The organism is Micromonospora sp. CNZ322 (assembly GCF_007827755.1).
Genome location: NZ_VITD01000002.1, coordinates 345,113 through 360,641, shown reverse-complemented (window position 1 = coordinate 360,641; position 15,529 = coordinate 345,113). Strand labels below are relative to the sequence as shown.

General features: G+C 73.1%; 20 protein-coding genes and 1 tRNA gene. 4 read left to right on the top strand and 17 right to left on the bottom strand.

Annotated elements, in window-relative coordinates; translation table 11 throughout:
- Window positions 1-33: 33 nt before the first annotated feature.
- The 9 genes from odhI to FB453_RS06620 form a co-directional block, all read right to left on the bottom strand.
- Window positions 34-486, bottom strand: coding sequence for an oxoglutarate dehydrogenase inhibitor Odhl (gene odhI / locus FB453_RS06660; RefSeq protein ID WP_007071101.1), 453 nt, complete (start codon window positions 484-486; stop codon window positions 34-36).
- A 214-nt stretch (window positions 487-700) separates the two neighbouring features.
- The gene (gene gcvH / locus FB453_RS06655) at window positions 701-1,081 is read right to left on the bottom strand and encodes a glycine cleavage system protein GcvH (RefSeq protein ID WP_091397961.1); all 381 of its coding nucleotides are present in this window, start codon (window positions 1,079-1,081) and stop codon (window positions 701-703) included.
- A 60-nt stretch (window positions 1,082-1,141) separates the two neighbouring features.
- Entirely contained in the window at window positions 1,142-2,173 is a 1,032-nt protein-coding gene (locus FB453_RS06650; protein WP_145788358.1) for a DUF881 domain-containing protein, read from the bottom strand.
- Window positions 2,174-2,184: 11 nt separating this feature from the next.
- Window positions 2,185-2,517 (bottom strand): small basic family protein, encoded by a 333-nt coding sequence (locus FB453_RS06645; RefSeq protein ID WP_030327710.1) that lies wholly within the window; start codon window positions 2,515-2,517, stop codon window positions 2,185-2,187.
- Window positions 2,514-3,458, bottom strand: coding sequence for a DUF881 domain-containing protein (locus FB453_RS06640; RefSeq protein WP_112602420.1), 945 nt, complete (start codon window positions 3,456-3,458; stop codon window positions 2,514-2,516). The genes FB453_RS06645 and FB453_RS06640 overlap by 4 nt, the downstream gene beginning before the upstream one ends.
- Window positions 3,455-4,087 (bottom strand): cardiolipin synthase ClsA, encoded by a 633-nt coding sequence (gene clsA / locus FB453_RS06635; protein WP_145788356.1) that lies wholly within the window; start codon window positions 4,085-4,087, stop codon window positions 3,455-3,457. Before clsA ends, FB453_RS06640 begins: the two co-directional genes overlap by 4 nt.
- Window positions 4,088-4,381: 294 nt before the next feature.
- Window positions 4,382-4,843 carry a MarR family winged helix-turn-helix transcriptional regulator gene (locus FB453_RS06630; protein WP_112587043.1) on the bottom strand — a complete coding sequence of 154 codons (462 nt, stop codon included), beginning with the start codon at window positions 4,841-4,843 and terminating at the stop codon, window positions 4,382-4,384.
- A 56-nt stretch (window positions 4,844-4,899) separates the two neighbouring features.
- Window positions 4,900-6,072, bottom strand: a complete 1,173-nt coding sequence (locus FB453_RS06625) for a PP2C family protein-serine/threonine phosphatase (protein ID WP_145788354.1) — start codon at window positions 6,070-6,072, stop codon at window positions 4,900-4,902.
- A gap of 70 nt (window positions 6,073-6,142) precedes the next feature.
- Window positions 6,143-6,889 carry an SAM-dependent methyltransferase gene (locus FB453_RS06620; protein ID WP_112724836.1) on the bottom strand — a complete coding sequence of 249 codons (747 nt, stop codon included), beginning with the start codon at window positions 6,887-6,889 and terminating at the stop codon, window positions 6,143-6,145.
- 112 nt (window positions 6,890-7,001) lie between these two features.
- Between FB453_RS06620 and FB453_RS06615 the strand changes: the two genes are divergently transcribed.
- The 3 genes from FB453_RS06615 to FB453_RS06605 all read left to right on the top strand — a co-directional run bounded on the left by FB453_RS06615 (window position 7,002) and on the right by FB453_RS06605 (window position 8,668).
- On the top strand, window positions 7,002-7,883 hold the full coding sequence (locus tag FB453_RS06615) for a universal stress protein (protein WP_145788352.1): 882 nt from the start codon (window positions 7,002-7,004) through the stop codon (window positions 7,881-7,883).
- 99 nt (window positions 7,884-7,982) lie between these two features.
- Window positions 7,983-8,195: a phosphatidylethanolamine-binding protein gene (locus FB453_RS06610; RefSeq protein WP_088948250.1), complete on the top strand. Its 213-nt coding sequence runs from the start codon at window positions 7,983-7,985 to the stop codon at window positions 8,193-8,195.
- Entirely contained in the window at window positions 8,192-8,668 is a 477-nt protein-coding gene (locus tag FB453_RS06605; RefSeq protein ID WP_145788350.1) for a hypothetical protein, read from the top strand. The genes FB453_RS06610 and FB453_RS06605 overlap by 4 nt, the downstream gene beginning before the upstream one ends.
- Window positions 8,669-8,676: 8 nt before the next feature.
- On the opposite strand, the gene FB453_RS06600 is transcribed toward FB453_RS06605, so the two are convergent.
- The gene (locus tag FB453_RS06600; RefSeq protein ID WP_091397934.1) at window positions 8,677-8,880 is read right to left on the bottom strand and encodes a hypothetical protein; all 204 of its coding nucleotides are present in this window, start codon (window positions 8,878-8,880) and stop codon (window positions 8,677-8,679) included.
- 134 nt (window positions 8,881-9,014) lie between these two features.
- Here FB453_RS06600 and FB453_RS06595 point away from each other — a divergent pair, with 134 nt between their 5' ends.
- Window positions 9,015-9,665, top strand: a complete 651-nt coding sequence (locus tag FB453_RS06595; protein ID WP_112587053.1) for a hypothetical protein — start codon at window positions 9,015-9,017, stop codon at window positions 9,663-9,665.
- A 5-nt stretch (window positions 9,666-9,670) separates the two neighbouring features.
- Here the strand turns inward: FB453_RS06595 and FB453_RS06590 are convergent, their stop codons facing one another.
- The 7 genes from FB453_RS06590 to FB453_RS34065 form a co-directional block, all read right to left on the bottom strand.
- On the bottom strand, window positions 9,671-9,856 hold the full coding sequence (locus tag FB453_RS06590) for a hypothetical protein (protein WP_036410487.1): 186 nt from the start codon (window positions 9,854-9,856) through the stop codon (window positions 9,671-9,673).
- A 73-nt stretch (window positions 9,857-9,929) separates the two neighbouring features.
- Window positions 9,930-11,207 (bottom strand): hemolysin family protein, encoded by a 1,278-nt coding sequence (locus FB453_RS06585; protein ID WP_145788348.1) that lies wholly within the window; start codon window positions 11,205-11,207, stop codon window positions 9,930-9,932.
- An 80-nt stretch (window positions 11,208-11,287) separates the two neighbouring features.
- The gene (locus FB453_RS06580) at window positions 11,288-11,485 is read right to left on the bottom strand and encodes a hypothetical protein (RefSeq protein WP_112587850.1); all 198 of its coding nucleotides are present in this window, start codon (window positions 11,483-11,485) and stop codon (window positions 11,288-11,290) included.
- 58 nt (window positions 11,486-11,543) lie between these two features.
- Window positions 11,544-12,284 (bottom strand): hypothetical protein, encoded by a 741-nt coding sequence (locus tag FB453_RS06575; RefSeq protein ID WP_145788346.1) that lies wholly within the window; start codon window positions 12,282-12,284, stop codon window positions 11,544-11,546.
- Between the two features lie 52 nt (window positions 12,285-12,336).
- On the bottom strand, window positions 12,337-14,091 hold the full coding sequence (gene selB / locus FB453_RS06570) for a selenocysteine-specific translation elongation factor (protein ID WP_145788344.1): 1,755 nt from the start codon (window positions 14,089-14,091) through the stop codon (window positions 12,337-12,339).
- Window positions 14,092-14,093: 2 nt separating this feature from the next.
- On the bottom strand, window positions 14,094-15,398 hold the full coding sequence (selA, locus tag FB453_RS06565) for an L-seryl-tRNA(Sec) selenium transferase (RefSeq protein ID WP_145788342.1): 1,305 nt from the start codon (window positions 15,396-15,398) through the stop codon (window positions 14,094-14,096).
- A gap of 23 nt (window positions 15,399-15,421) precedes the next feature.
- A tRNA-Sec gene (locus FB453_RS34065) sits at window positions 15,422-15,517 on the bottom strand.
- Window positions 15,518-15,529: the final 12 nt, after the last annotated feature.

Here is a 15,529-nt window from a genome sequence, read left to right as displayed (position 1 = left end):
CCGCCCCGGGTGACATGGAGGCCGCAGGCTCGTTCACCCCCGGCCGGCCTCCTCCTCCGGGCGCGGACCGGCGATGAACACCACCCGGAACTTACCGATCTGGACCTCGTCACCATTGCTCAACGTGGCCGCCTCAACCCGCTCACGATTGACGTACGTGCCATTCAGGCTGCCCACGTCCCGCACCGTGAACGTCCCACCATCGCGGTGGAACTCCGCATGCCGACGCGACACCGTCACGTCGTCCAGGAAGATGTCACTGTCCGGGTGCCGGCCACTGGTCGTCACATCGTGGTCCAACAGGAACCGGGCACCCGCATTCGGGCCTCGACGAACCACCAGCAGCGCCATACCCGGCGGCAACGAACCGGACATCCGGCTCGGCACCACATCGGTATCCGGCCCCTCCAGCACTTCGTCGAGCGAACCGAGATTGAGCGTCGAAGTGACGTCGAGTGGGGGGAACTCGTCGTCTGGCCGCGTCATGGGACCACCTCACGGATCTGTTCGGTCGGCGTCGGGTAATGGCGGGTCTGGCCGCCGGGCACTTGAACACCCGGCGGCTGGCTCCCCGTGCCCGGGAAGGCAATTCCGCAACGCTCAACTATTGGGTTCTCGGTCGACTGGGCGAGCCTAGCCAGCGCCGAAATGCAGGGCAACCGGACGCGCGCAGACATCCCACGCACCGGATCAAGCACACTCAGCCTTCGGTGATCTTCTGATACGCGGCCGCCGTCAGCAACCCATCCGTCGCAGTCGGATCATTCGGCGTGATCTCCACCAACCAACCCTCACCGTACGGATCAGTGTTGATCAGCTCAGGCGTGTCAGCCAACGCGTCGTTGCGCGCCGCCACCGTACCGGCAACCGGCGCGTAGATCTCCGACACGCTCTTGGTCGACTCGATCTCACCCAACGAGTCACCGGCCGCGACCACCGCACCCGCCTCGGGCAACTGCACGTACACGATGTCACCGAGCGCGTCCTGCGCGAAGTGGGTGATGCCGACCCGGACCGAAGCCGTGCCGTCACCCGCCACCCACTCATGCTCGGCGGTGTATCGCAGATCCTCGGGAATCACCAGACGCGTCCTTCATCCATCGGTGCCCCGGACCACCCGGGTCCGGCGCGGCCGCGCCGGTCAGGAGACCGGACGGGCGTGTTCCAACTTGATCGGCACGTGCAGCGCCGAAACCTCGGCAACCTCACGCTCCCCAAACGTCACGTTACCGCCGTCACCCCGGACCGACGCCACCACCCCACCAGGAATGTTCAACGCCGTACGCATCGTCGCCGGATCACCGATCACCGTGATCGTGTACGGCCCCGACAACCGACGCCCCTCGACCATCAACGACCCGTTGTCCCCATCGAGGAAGTACGTCGACGCGATGATCCGCACCGTCGCCCGATCCCCACCGGAAATCTGCATCGCCTCGGCGCCCGCACCACGCAGCTCCTGCACCGCGTCCAACACCCGGTTCGCCGAGATCGGCTTCACACCGGCGTCGAACTGCACCGTCAACCCCGGCCCCACCGCCGGCAACGTCCCCGCCAGGATGCCCAGCTCGTCCGCCCGCCGCGTCGCCTCATCCAACGCCGCCTGACGACCCTGCTCACCCGACTGCAACTGCCGCTGACTGTCCTCCAGAGCCCGGATGTCCTGCTGCAGGCGGTTCTCCCGCGCATCCAGATCCGACAGGATCCGGACCAGGTCCTCCTGCCGGGTGGCCCCCAGGGTCGGGTCCGTCGACGTCGTCTTCAACTGCACGACCAACGTGAACCCCAGCAACGCCAACAACGCGGCGATCATCACCCCGGCCGCACTCCACCGGGACCGACCAGCCGCCACCGGCGCCGCCGACTCCGCCGAACCGTCGGAACCGGCAACCACCGGCTCCGCCAACCCGTCGGAACCCGCGACCGCCGGCTCCCCCGACCGCGACACCGCGTTCAGGTCCACCGTCGCACCATCGTCGACAGGCTCCACACCCGGCTCCGCCGCAGGCTCGTCATCCGACGGCTGCGCCGGCCCCTGCGGCGCCAACGGGCTCAACTCATCCGGATCCGGCGCATCCGGCCGCGGATCCGGCTCACCCGCCGGCCCACCCGGCCGCACCGGACCGGCCGGCTGCGGCCACCCGGTCCCCGTGTCGGTCTGCTCGTCACTCATCGCAACCCAACCTACGCCCGGAACAGGTGCCGACGGATCGCCGCCACGTTGCCGAAGATACGCACACCCAACACGACGACCACACCGGTGGACAACTGCCCACCCACCCCCAACTGGTCACCCAGATACACGATCAGACCAGCCACCAGCACGTTCGAAATGAACGACACCACGAACTGCTTGTCATCGAAGATGCGGTCCAACCGGGCCCGCACCCCACCGAACACCGCGTCCAACGCGGCCACCACCGCGATCGGCAGGTACGGCTGCAACGCCGCCGGCACCGTGGGATCAAGCCACACGCCCAGCACCACACCGGCGAGCAACGCCAGCACCGCGATCATCGGCCACCTCCGGAGGGGCTAACAGTCGTCGCCGGACCGGACGACCCGGGACTGCCGGAACGGACACCCGACGCGGAAGGGCTCGGACTGACCGACGGCTTGGCGTAGCGTAGCTGCGGCTCCGGCGCCGCCGGCAGGGTGAGGTCGTCCGCCTCCCGCACACCGAACGACAACCCCGTCCCCTGCGCGACCTTCCGCATCAGCGCCGCGTTGCGGCTGTCCTCGAAGTCGCGCCGCATCGAACCCGGCCCGATCGCCGACACCTCGTACGGCCCGGTCACCGGCCGGAAATCCACTAGCATCGCCTCACCCGCCGACCGGATCGTCGACGTCGACGTCAACCGCTGCCCGTTGATGGCGATCGCCTCCGCGCCAGCACTCCACAACGCGTTCGCCACACCCTGCAGGTCGCTGTAGAGCACCCGCGGCGGCCCAGCGCCGGCACCGGTGACCGCGTCCGCCTTGTCCGGCGCGTCCGCCAACCGCACCACCACACCATCACCGCGCACCCGACCCAGCCCGGTGCTCGCCTCCAGGTTGCGCAACCGGGCGGCGGCCGACCCGCTCAACGCCGCGTCCCGCTGCCGACTGACCTCCTCGCGCAGCTGGTCCGCCCGCGTGGACAACCGATCGGTCTGGCTCTCCCGTTCCTTGATCTGCGTCACCAGACCCGAACGGGCCTGGCTCCGCCCCGGCTCGTCCGCCATCGTCTGCCGGTACGCGACCGCGAACAGGAAACCGAGCATCACCACCACGACCAGGCTCACCGACCGTGCCGGCAACGCCCGCCACCCGCGCGCCGGCGCCGACTGCGCCGAGCGCCGACGCGCGGCAGCCGCGTCCGCGTACCCCGGATCCAGCGGGTTGCGGAACAGTTCGGTGAGGAAGTCCGGCGCGTACACCCGGTCCTGGCCGGGTTTTCCCAGCCGCGGCGCGCTCACCCCGCCGCTCCCGGACCGCGCGCCGCGCGCACCAGTCGGGCCGCCTGCACGACGTACATCCCGCCGGCCACCCAGTACAGCACCAGCCCCCACCAGGCCAACGCCCAACCGATCGCGCTCGCCGCCGTCGCCACTTCGGTCGCCGCGCTGGCCAGCAGCAGCACCGGGAACGCCGCGAGCAGCAGGAACGTGGCGGTCTTGCCCACGTAGTGCACCGGCGGCGGCCCGTACCCGTAGCGACGCAGCACCGCCAGCGAGGCCAGCAGGAGCACTTCACGGGCCAGCAGCGCCGCGGTGAACTGCCACGGCACCACCTCCCGCGCGGTGAAGGCGACCAGGGTGGCGAGGATGTAGAGCCGGTCGGCGAGCGGGTCGAGCAGCTCGCCCAGGCGGCTGACCTGGTGCAGGCGGCGGGCGATCCAGCCGTCGACCCAGTCGGTGGTGCCGCCGATGGCCAGCACCACGACCGCCGCCACGTCGGCCTGCGCCACCAGGAACAGGTAGAGGAAGAGCGGCACGCCCAGCAGCCGCCCGAAGCTGATCAGGTTGGGCAGGGTGAGCACCTGGTTGCCGGGAGTCTCGTCACCGGTGTCCCGCGGTTGCTCTGCCCGAGCCTGCCGACGCGACACCGATCCTCCTCCACGGCACGCGGGCCCCCGGCCGGCGCGGGGCGCGGCTGAGGGTCGTACGCGCTGTCGGGCCGACCAGCGCCGGCTCTCCCCTGCGGCCCCGGGTGGGGCCCTTCCCCTGATGCGGCCCGCGATCTCGATGATCGCGGGCCGGGTAGGTGCGCTGCCACTATATCGGGCTTCCCCTCGCTGGCCGGGTGCCGCCGCGGGCTGTCGGTGCGGCTGTGCCGCACTGTGGCGTGGATCACCACGCCTAAAGCGTCCTAGGATACTAGTGGAAGAGGGAAGCGACGCTCAGGCCGTCTGGACGGCGGGATCGGTCTGCTGCTCTGGCACCGATGTCGCCGCCCGAGCGAACCCGGCCAGCGCCAGCAACAGCTCGTGCTGCATCCGCACCGGCATCCGGTCCAACACCGCCTGCACCGCGCGCTGGCGCCGCTCGGCCAACTCCCCCAACAGGGTCAGCGCCGCGGCGGTCGGCACCAACCGCACCTCACGCCGGTCACGCGGATCGGCCACCCGACGCAACAGCCCGGTCGCCTCCAACCGGTCGCACAGGCGGCTCGCCGACGAGGGCACCACGTCCAGCAACTCCGCCAGCCCGTTGACGTTGGTCTCCGGACGACCGCTGATCAGCGTGAGCACTCTCAGCTGGGTGGGCGGCACCTGATGCCGCGACGCGGCCGACTCCAGAACGGCGATCAGCGTCCCGGCGGCCGCGTCGATCGCCGCGGCGAGATCCGCAGGTCGCTCCACCTGATGTCCCCTGCCGTCGTCGCGCTGGTGCCCGCCCGGCAACGCGGCGGCGAATCTCACCCCGTGCCCCGTTCGCGCGGACCGTGCCAGTCCAGACAGACCACGACGGCGTCGTCGCGCAGATCGGAATCCGCGTGATAGGCGTGCAGTTCGCGCATCACCGTACCAACCGCCTCGGCCGGCGGCTGCAACCGCGTGGCGCGCAGAGAACGAGCCATTACCCGCTGCCCGTACGGCTCCTGACCCGGCGGCTCGGCGGCCCACACCCCGTCACTGACCACGAAGAGCCGGTCACCCGGGGCGAGTTGCACCTCCTGAAGCTCGTAGCGGGTCTCGGCGAACATGCCCAGCGGCAGCTGCTGATCCAGCTTCAGAGGCTCGACCGTGGACCCCCGCATCCGCAACAGATGGGGGGAGCCCGCGTCGACCGCCCGCACCCGGCCGAGGCGAGTGTCCACCTCGAGCAGCAGGGTGGCCACGTGCCGGGCGCCGCGGTGTTGGTAGAAGACCGTGTCCGAGGCCAGCTCGGCCTGTTCCACCAGGCCGCCACCGGAGCGCCGCGCGTTGCGCATCGCGTTGACCGTGACGGCGGTCAACAGGGACGCCGCCAGCCCACTGCCCTCGCCGTTGAGGACCGTCACGGTGAGACGGTCGCCGTCCAACGACCAGTCAAAGTGGTCACCGCCGACCGTGTACGCCGGTTCGAGCTGGCCGGCCAGCTCGAACGCGTGGTGGGACACACCACGACCGGGCAGCAGGTCCCACTGCATCTCGGCGGCCATCGTCAGTCGCTCCCGACGGCGGGCCCGCCGGTAACGGTCGGTCTCCCGGTCCGCCGCGCGCATCGCCACGGCCAGGGTGCCGGCGATGTCGGTCGCCCGACCGGTGACCGTCGCGTTCGGTACGGCCGGAAGCTCGATCAGCAGCACGCCAAGCCGCTCCCCCCACACCGTCAAGGGCAGGTAGAGCCGGCAGGGGCCTTCACCGTCGAGTACCGGCTGCTGGCTGCTGAAGCAGCGCTGCGCCATGGTGTGGCAGGCCAGGAAGCCGCCCGCAGGCAGGTCCGGGTCCAGCACCGGCCAGAGGCCGCTGATCCGGTAGTCGGCGACGAAGACGTCGGTGCGCAGCGCGCCCATCGCGGACCGGATCGCCCGGTCCGCCGCCTCCGCCAACTGGTCGGGCGGAGCCTCGCGCAACGCGCGCGACACCACGTCCGGCGCGTCTACCATCGTCGTCCTCCCCAGAAGCTTGCTATAGGGCAAGCATCATACGGACGCCACGGACGGATGATCGGCGCGGTCAGTCACCCGCGCGGGTCGCGAGCACACCGTGGAACGCGTCGGGCACCCGCGCCGGCGGGCCGTCCGGCCGCCACTCGGCGACCGGGACGATCCCGTCCGCCGTCGGCGCCCACCGACCCAGCAGGGGCGCGAACGCCGCCGGTGGACGCATCCGGAACTGCGGTCCCATCATGGCGAGCGCCTGCGGGTGGCCGGCCAGCTCCTCGGTGTCGAAGTCCACAGCGAGCAGGCTGCCCGGCGCCGCGGCAGCGTACAGCTCGTCGAGGGTGTGGGTCAGTGTGGCGTCGTCGAGGAACGCGGCCAGGCCGAGGAAGACCACTCCGACCGGCCGTCGACCCCAGCCCGGCACGAAACGGTGCAGCTGCGCCGGGTCGACAGTGCCGATGTCGGTCGCGTCGCCGAAGCCGTAGCCGGCCCGGTCGCTGCCGGCGAGGATGCTCTGTCCCAGTCGGATGGTGACCGGGTCGACGTCGGTGTAGAGCACTGTCGCGTCGGTGGCGACCTCGTGCACGTTGCCCATCGTCGGCACCCCGGCGCCGAACACCAGGAACCCGTCCACGCCGTGGGCGGCCATCGCCCGCACCGCCCGGCCCAGGAACGCCCGCAGCTCGCGGAACACCGGCGCGCACGGCCCGTACGCCTGCTCGAAAGCGTTCGCGGCGGCCACGTCCACGGGGAAGTGATGCTGCCCGCCGAGCCAAAAATCGATCATGCGAGCGGTGCTCGGCTGGTCTGGTTCACCCATCGGCGGCGCTCCCTCCCCGGTCGTCGCCAGCGTACCGACCGGGACGCGCTCAGCGGTATCGCGGCGCGAGGGCGTCCGGGCCCGCGATACTGGCCGCGAGCGGAGGTGGGCGGTGAACTCGGCGAACAACGCGGCGGTGGTGGTCGGCGTCGACGGCTCGGAGTCGGCGCTGCGCGCCGTACGCCTCGCCGCCACCGAGGCGGCACGCCGGCACCGACCCCTGCGGGTCGTGCACGGCTTCATCTGGCCGCTGCTGCACGTACCGGTCTCCCCCGCCCCGGACGCGCCGCCCGGCGGTGGGCTGCGCCACCGGGCCGAGGAGCTGGTCGAGGCCGCGGTGCGCGAGGCCGAGGCGACAGTGCCCGGATTGTCGATCTCCGGCGAGATCATCGACGGTGAGGCCGCCGCGGTGCTGGTGGGCGAGTCCCCCACCGCCGCGCTCATCGTGCTCGGCGACCGCGGGCTGGGTGGATTCTCCGCGCTGCTGGTCGGCTCGGTCGCGGTGCAGGTCGCCGCGTACGCCGACTGCCCGGTGCTGGTCGCGCGCGGCACGCAACGACCCGACGAGCCGGTCCTGGTCGCGGTGGACGGCTCGGACGCCTCCCGGCGGGCGGCGGACTTCGCCGCCGAGACCGCCGTGTCGCTCGGCGTGCCGCTGGTGGCGGTGCACGCCTACCGACACCCCGGCAGCAGCGGTCCGGGCGACATGCAACCCCTGGTGTACGACGAGGCGAAGCTGCGCGGCGAGCAGGAGCGGATGCTCGCCGGGTGGCTGACCGGGCTCACCGAGGACCATCGGGGTCTGCGGTTGACCTGCCAGGTGGTGCATGGCCGACCCGGCACCGTGCTCGCCGAGGCGTCCCGCTCCGCCCAACTGGCGGTGGTCGGTGGACACGGGCGCGGCGAGGTGACCGGGTTGCTGCTGGGGTCGGTGAGCCAGTCGATGCTGCACCACGCGCAGTGCCCGGTGGTCGTGGTCCGCGCGCCCCGTTAGCGCGCCGGGGTTGGTCCGCCACCAGACGGGTAGACGGCCGCGGTACGCCCAGCGGACGGTGGGCAGCACCAGGTGCCCAGACCGACGAAGGAGGCACAGATGCCAGGACCACGGCCGGGCAGTAACGCGTACGACAAGCAGCGCGCGCGGTTGCGCAACGCGATCGACGACTCCGGGCGCCGGGTACCCGACGGCAAGGCCAACCAGGTCGCGAACCGGATCCTCCAGGAGGATCGCGGTCAACGGGGCGTGGTGCGCGGTGAGCGGACGTACGGCCCGAAGAGCGAGCGCGAACCGGGCGACCCGAAGTGAGGACTGTTGACGTGGCCGACGGCGCGATCGCGGGCGCCGTCGGCAGCACCGCGCTGAACGTGGTCAGCTACCTCGACATGGCGCTACGGGGACGTCCGGAGAGCGACGTCCCCCAGGAGACCGTCGACCGGCTGGCCGGGATCGCGCACGTCAGCCTGGGGTCCGACGGCCGGGCGGCCAACCGCCGCTCGGGCCTCGGGCCGCTGATCGGTTACGGGCTGGGCGTCGCCGCGGGCGTCGGGTTCGCGCTCTACGCCGGTGGTCGCCGTCAGCCGTTGCCGGTAGCCACCGGTCTGCTCGGCGCGGGTGTGATGACCATGACAGACGGGTCGATCACCGTGCTCGGGATCAGCGACCCGCGTACGTGGCGGCGCTCCGACTGGATCTCCGACATCATCCCGCACCTCGCGTACGGGCTGGCGGCCGCCGCCACCTGGAACAGGTTGCGGCGGCCGCCAGCCCGCGGTCGCTAGCTCATCGGTCAGCGGGTGTCGCTGTCGTCCTCGGCCACGGGCTCGCCGGCCGGGCCGTACGGCGACACCTGCCCCTTGGGCACCGGTCGACCCTCGTCGCCCCGCGACGAGCCACGGTTGAGCGGGTGCCCCGTCGGCTTGGGCCCCTTGCTGTCCTGGCTGGTGGCGCCCTTGGCGTTGCGCCGGAACTCTTCCTGCTGCGGATTGACCACCGGTGTCTCCCTTCCGGGTACGGGGGCGGCATCGACCGCCTCCACGCCTCGGCATACCCGCCCGCCCCGGTGGCATTCCGGCCGGGGTCAGCGGTGCGACGGCTAGCGGGTCCCCAAGTGGGTAACCCGACGGGGTGGGCAATGATCGAAGTGTGGTGCGGGTGCTGCTCGACCGGCGTGGCCGCACGTACGCGGAGGAGGCCGGCATCCGGCTCTCCGACCGGCCCGGGCCGCTGTATCAGCTGCTGGTGCTGACCACGCTGCTGAGCACCCGGATCCGCGCGTGCGTGGCGGTGGACGCCGCGCGGGAGCTGTTCGCCGCCGGCTACCGCACCCCACAGGCCATGGAGGCGGCCAGTTGGCAGGAGCGCGTCGACGCGCTGGGCCGGGGCCACTACCGCCGCTACGACGAGCGGACCGCCACCATGCTCGGCACCGGCGCCCGGCTGTGCCTGGACCGTTGGCACGGCGACCTGCGACGCCTGCACCGCGAGGCCCAGGGCGACCCGGCCGGGCTGCGGCGGCGGCTCACCGAGTTTCCCGGCATCGGCCCCACCGGCGCGGACATCTACCTGCGCGAGGCGCAGACGGTCTGGTCGGACGTGCGCCCGTACGCCGACCGTCGGGCGCTGGCCGGGGCGAAGCGGCTGGGCCTGCCGGGATCACCGGACCGGCTCGCCGGTCTCGTCGACGAACCGGACTTCGGCCGGCTCGCGTCAGCGCTGGTACGGGTGGCGCTGGGTGAGGAGTCCGCCGGTGAGGTCACCCGAGTCGCCTCCCGCTGAGGCGCTCACTTGACCGTCTTGTCCCCCGGGCGGGTCAGGTGCCACACCAGCAGCGCGGCGAGCAACGCCAGCACCACCACCCCGCCGGAGATGCCACGGCCCTCCTCGGGGCTGCGGCCGGCGCTGCCGAAGTAGATCACCGCGAGGCCGGCCAGCACCGTGACGAACGTACGCAACCCTCGGTCCTTCACGTCTGGCACGGTAGGCGGACCGCGTTCCCCGCTTTGTCGATTTGGACCTTTTGTCAGCCTTCCGGGTGAACCCTCAGCGCTCGGTGACGAACCCGCAGAGTCGCACCCGGCGCACCGCCCGGTCGGCGACCTCCACCACCTGCAGGGTCAGCCCGGGCAACCGCACCGTCTCACCCGGGGAGTCCGGCAGGTGCCGCAGTCGGGCCAGCACCAGACCAGCCACCGTCGTGTAGTCCCGGGACAACGGAAAGCTCAGCCGCACCCCCAGGTCGGGCAGGTCATGCAGTGGGAAGTCGCCGGGTACCAGCAGCGACCCGTCCGGTTCCCGGACGACCCCGCGCACGTCCCGGTCGGTCTCGTCGTACAACTCGCCGACCACCTCGGCCAACAGGTCCTCCATCGTGACCATGCCGTCGATGCCCCCGTGCTCGTCGACCACCAGGGCCAGTTGCTGATGCTCCTGCCGCAGCTGACGCATCGCGTCGGCGACCGGCAGGGTCACCGGCAGCAGCAGCGGATCCCGGACCCGCTCACCCACCGGGGCGGTGCCCGCCCGCACCAGGTCGCGGATGTGCACCACCCCGAGCACCTCGTCCAGGCCGCCGGGGCCGGTGACGGGAGCGCGGGACCGCCCGGCGGCGGCCAGCCGCCGGACCCCCTCGTCGGCGGCCAGACCGGCGGGCAGCGTCGTCACCTCCCGCCGGGCCACCAGGATCTCCCGCAGCGTCCGGCCGGCGATGTCGAACGCGCCGGTCAGGATCTCCCTCTGCTGGGCCGACAGGCCGCGCTGGCTGGCCAGCATCTCCCGCAGCTCCTCCTCGGTCATCTCCTCCCGGTTGGCCCGCGGGTCACCACCGGCGAGCCGCACGACCGCGTCGGTGGCCCGGCTGAGCAGCCACACCGCCGGCCGGGACACCCGGGCCAGCAGATCCAGCGGGCCGGCGCTCAGCAGCGCCCAACGCTCGGCCCGCTGCATGGCCAGCCGCTTCGGGGCCAACTCGCCGAGCACCAGCGTGACGAACGTCAGCAGCACGGTCACCAGCAGCACCGCGGCGGGACGTGCCGCCCCGCCGAGGAAACCCAACGGCCCGACCAGCGGAGAGGCCAACGACACCGCGGCCGCCGCCGAGGCCAGGAACCCCGCCAGGGTGATGCCGAGCTGGATCGTGGCCAGGTAGCGGTTCGGGTCGCGCGACAGGTGCACCAACCGGTCGCCGGCGCGGCTGCGCCGGCCCAGCCGCCGCAACTGCCCCTCCCGCAGGGTCACCAGCGCCATCTCGCTGCCGGAGAGCGCGGCGTTGACCAGCACCAGCACGGCCACCAACGCCAACTGCCCGAGCTGACCGCCCATCGCGTACCCCCGTCCGCCGCCTGAGGTCACTCAACCGCAGCGGGGCGCGGCGCGGGCCCGGTTTGCGGCCGCGCCCCCGCTCAGTCGACCTCCAGGTCGTCCAGCGAGATGGCGTGGGTCATCAGCCACCGGGCCAGCGCCGACATCCCGAACAGCCACAGCGGCACCGACTCGGTGGGGCCGTTGGTGGCGTAGACGGCGAAGCGCAGGTCCGGCGCGCGGTACGCCTCGATCCGCCACCGGTGCTGCCGGTCCCGCCAGACCGCCGAAGGGTCCATGGCGTCACCGTAGGTGACCGTCGCCGACCTCGGGGCCGGTTGGCCCGGCATCGCCGGGTCAGCCCGGTACCACAGTCGTCCCGAACACGATGCGGGCAACGGACACCAGGAGGCTGATGCCGACCGCGGCGAGGATCAGCCAGCCGAACCCACGCCACCCCGAGCCCCGGCCGGGCACCGGCACCGGCAGTGGTCTCCACAGCTCCCGGTAGGTCCAGGCCAGCACACCCACCCCGAACGGCAGGAGCCCGACCCAGAACCAGAACCACCGGGTGCCGGCCAGCGGCGGCGCGCCAGCGATCAAGCGGCCCAGCCAGAGCACGGTCAGCACACCGGCGAGCACAGCTGCGGCGTTCCCGATCCGGTGCGCGGTGCCGCCCCCGGCCTGCCACGAATCGTCGACAGCGGCACGCCGCGCGTCCCACCCGGTGCTCGCCGACGAGTCCGGCCCGACGGTGTACGAGTCCGAGGCGAGCGGCGCCCCAGCGGCGTACCGGTTCTGGCCGTTCGACACGGTCCAGGTCAGCATCCCCCCGTCGGCCGCGTACTGCACACGCGGCCGGCTCCCCCAGTACGCGCCGTCGTCGGCCCAGCCGTACGCCCGCTGGTAGCTCGCCACCCGGCCGGCCGCGAGATCCCGGTCGAGCTGGGCCTCGGTCGACTCGCGGGGCTCCACCCACCACGCCAGACCAGCCCAAAGCACCCAGAGCACCGGCAGCCCCCAGCGCAGCACCACCGGGACGACCTCACGCCACCGACCGCCGAACGGCCGCGACGGGGACGGCGACACCTCGCGCATCCCGCCACGGTCGCACCTCGACGCCACCCTGTCAGCCCCGGATGGCGCGCGCTCAGGTGACGACGATGCGGGCGTCGTCGGGCAGCCGCCGTGTCGCGCCCCGCCGGTCCAGCAGCTCCAGCAGCGGCACCGCCACCCGGCGGGTGGTGTCCAACGCCTGCCGGGCCGCCGACAGGGTGAACGGCTGCGGCAACCCGGCCAACACGCGGACCGCGTCGTCGAGCGCGTCGGGCAGCAGCACCACGTTGTCGGCCAGCCGCAGCAGCGCGCCGGCCCGCACCGCGGCCCCGATCTCGCGCGGGCCCAGACCGAGGTCGACGAGGCGGTCCGCCTCGGGGGCACGGAACGGCCGGTCACCGTACTCGGCGCGGACCCGTCGCACGGCCAGGGCCACCGGTTCGGGCAGCGCGTTGGCGCTCGCCGCCCCGACCCGACCGGCGTGGATCCGCAGTGGCGGCCGGACCAGCGCCTCGACCAGCACCCGGTCGGGCAGGGCGAGGCGCTGACGCAGCGCGTCCACCGGCATCCCGGGCTCCAACGGGTGTTCCCGCGCGTGCCGGGCGACCTCCTCGGTCAGCCGCTCGCCGAGCCGCCGCCAGTGTGCGGGGTCGGCCAGCCAGTCACCGGCCACCGGTTCGGCGTGCACCGGCACGCCCATCCGGATCAACGCGCCGGCCCGGATCAGCCGGCGACGGCGCAGCTCCCCCGCCAGGTCGGGTCGACCGTCCAACTCGGCGAGGACCTGGGCGCGGGCGGCGGCCGCACCCCGTAGGGCCAGCGGTGGGGGTGCCACGTCCAGCACCCGCACCCCGCCGCTGACGTGGTGGCGGCCCGGGTCCCGCAGCAGCGCCCGGTCACCCACCAGCAACGGCAGTGGGCGGGCCAGCCGCAGCCGGACGGTGTCCGGGCCGAGCGGGCGCACCCGTACCGGCACCGCCGCCGACCCGACGTGCAGTGTGAGGGTGGCCGGTAAGTCGGCGGCCGGGTCGCCGGCGAGCCGGACGTCGACGAGGTCGGTGTGGTGAAACCGGCCCGGGGTGAGCAACGCGTCGCCCCGGCCGAGCCGGTCGCGGGGCGTACCGCGCAGGTTGACCGCCACCCGGGCGACCGCCGCCGCCTCCGGGCGGGCCTCGCCCAGGGAGTGCAGGCCACGGACCCGGACCGGTTCGTCGGCGCCGGCCAGCTCCAGTTCGTCGCCCACCCGTAGCCGCCCGGCGCCGAGGGTGCCGGTGACGACGGTGCCGCTGCCCCGCACGGTGAAGCTGCGGTCCACCCACAGCCGGACCGGGTCGTCCACCACCGGCGCGGGCAGTTGGGCGGCGAGCCGGTCCAGGGCCGCCCGCAGCTGCGGCAGGCCGGCACCGGTCAGGCCACTGACCGCCACCGCGGGCACCGCGCCGAGGCTGGTCTCGGCGATCTCGGCGCGGGCACGGGCCGTCGCCGGCCCCGGATCGGCCAGGTCCGCGCGGGTCACCGCCAGCAGGCCGTACTCGACGCCGAGCGCGTCGAGCGCGGCCAGGTGCTCGGCGGACTGCGGCATCCAGCCCTCGTCGGCGGCCACCACGATCAGCGCCGCCGGGACCGGGCCGACCCCGGCGAGCATGTTCGGCACGAACCGCTCGTGCCCGGGTACGTCGACGAACGCGACGGTGCCGCCGGACGGCAGCGTCGTCCAGGCGAAACCCAGGTCGATGGTCATCCCCCGGCGGCGTTCCTCGGCCCACCGGTCGGGTTCCATCCCGGTCAACGCCCGGACCAGTGTCGACTTGCCGTGGTCGACGTGCCCGGCGGTCGCGACGACGAACACGTTCAGTCCTCCCCGGGTACGCGCAGCACGGCCTCGCGAACGGCCTCGTCCGCGTCGGCGGGCACACAGCGCAGGTCGAGCAGGAGGCGGCCGCGCACCACCCGACCCAGGACCGGCGGGTCTCCGGTGCGCAGCGGCACCGCGTACCACTCGGGCAGGCTCAACGCCCACGAGTCCAGCTCCACCCCGGGGGCGCCACCCCCGCCGACCACCGCGACGGCCGGCACCACCTCCGCCTTGCGGCCGTCCGCGCCGAGCCGGTCCCGCAGCCGCTCCACCCGTTCACGCAGGGCACCCGGGTCGGTGTGCAGCGCCGCCCGGGTCGGAGTGTCCGGTTGGTGCACTGTGGCGGCCAGCGCGGCCAGGGTGAGCTTGTCCACCCGAAGCGCCCGCGCCAGTGGGTGGCGACGCAACCGCTCGATCACCTCGACGTCACCCAGCAGCAGCCCCGCCTGCGGCCCACCGAGCAGCTTGTCGCCGCTGGCAGTGACCAGCGCGGCGCCCGCGCGCAGGGTGCTGACCGCGTCCGGTTCGTCGGGCAGCAGCGGGTCCGCGCCGAGCAGCCCGGAGCCGATGTCCGCGACCACCGGCACCCCGAGCGTGGCCAGTTGCCGTACCCCGACGGCGGAGGTGAATCCGGTGACCCGGAAGTTCGACGGGTGCACCTTGAGCACGAAGCCGGTCTGCGGACCGAGCGCGGCGGCGTAGTCCGCGAGGGTGGTGCGGTTGGTGGTGCCCACCTCGCGCAGCCGCGCACCGGTGCTCTCCAGCAGGTCGGGCAGGCGGAAACCGTCGCCGATCTCGACCAGCTCGCCCCGGCTGACCACGATCTCCCGGCCGACGGCCAACGCGGTGGCGGCCAGCACCAGCGCGGCGGCGCCGTTGTTGACCACATGCACGGCGCCCGCGTCGGGCACCGCGGCGGCCAGCGCGTCGAGCGCGCCCCGGCCGCGACGGGCCCGCCGGCCGGTAACCAGGTCCAACTCGACGTCGGTGTGCCCGGCGGCGGCCACCACCGCGGCCACCGCGGCGGACGACAACGGCGCCCGACCCAGGTTGGTGTGCAGCACGACACCGGTGGCGTTGAGCACCACCCGGGGGCCGGGCGTGGGCAACGCGGCGACCGCCGCGTCGCGTACCTCGTCGGGGTTGAGCTCGCCCCGGCGGGCGCGGCCCTGCGCGTGGGAGACGATCGCCTTGACCTGCTCCCTACCGAGGGTCACGGCGGCGGCGGCCAGCACCGGGTCGGCGAGCAGCGTGTCCGTACGGGGCACCCGACGTCGCGGATCCACCGGACCGTCGCCCATCACGTCATCTCCTGCAAGCGGTGTGGCGGAGACGGACGGGAATCGAACCCGCCTGGCCCGGGTCCCGGACCACTCCGGTTTTGAAGACCGGGAGGGGCACCAGCCGCCTGAACGCCTCCACCGGACATTCG